Here is a 601-nt window from a genome sequence, read left to right as displayed (position 1 = left end):
AGGCCGCGCTGCACGGCATAGGCCAGCATCTGGCGATCGTAGTCCTTCAGCGGGTGACGGATGTCCATCACCACCACCAGACCACGCAGGGCCTCGCGGGTACGGAAGTACTGGTCGATGAAGGCCTGCCAGTGCGCCTGCAGGTCCAGCGGGACCTTGGCGTAGCCGTAACCGGGCAGATCGACCAGCTTGGCCTCCGGGGTGACCTCGAAGAACACCAGCTGCTGGGTGCGGCCGGGGGTCTTGGAGACCCGGGCCAGGCTGTTCTGGCGGGTGAGGGCGTTGAGGGCACTGGATTTGCCGGCGTTGGAGCGACCGGCAAAGGCGACTTCCGCGCCCACGTCTTCCGGCAATTGCCGGGTGTTGTGGGCCGAAAGCAGGTATTGGGCGCGTTCGAGGAGCAATGACATGGGCATGGGATCGCATGTCCGGGGCTCCTCCGCGCTGTCCGCCCCCGGTTTTGCTGCACCCTGCGTTGACCGTGGCGTGAAACGGCGTTGATAATCGGGCGATCCCCGTGGTTGCGGTCCCGCAACCGCCAGGCCGGTCCACACGGAGCTTCCGCATGCGCCATGCTCGCGTTCTTGCCGTTTCCGCACTT

1 protein-coding gene is annotated in these 601 nt (G+C 66.1%); it reads right to left on the bottom strand.

Going from position 1 to position 601, the window contains the following annotated elements:
• A partial coding sequence (gene yihA, locus AAE045_RS23835; RefSeq protein ID WP_455549774.1) for a ribosome biogenesis GTP-binding protein YihA/YsxC occupies window positions 1–416 on the bottom strand: 416 nt, incomplete at its 3' end.
• Window positions 417–601 lie beyond the last annotated feature (185 nt).

Source organism: Dryocola clanedunensis (assembly GCF_038405435.1).
Lineage (GTDB): Bacteria > Pseudomonadota > Gammaproteobacteria > Enterobacterales > Enterobacteriaceae > Dryocola > Dryocola clanedunensis_A.
The sequence above is the reverse complement of the archived record's forward strand: the minus strand, read 5'-3'. Positions and strand labels throughout refer to the sequence as shown.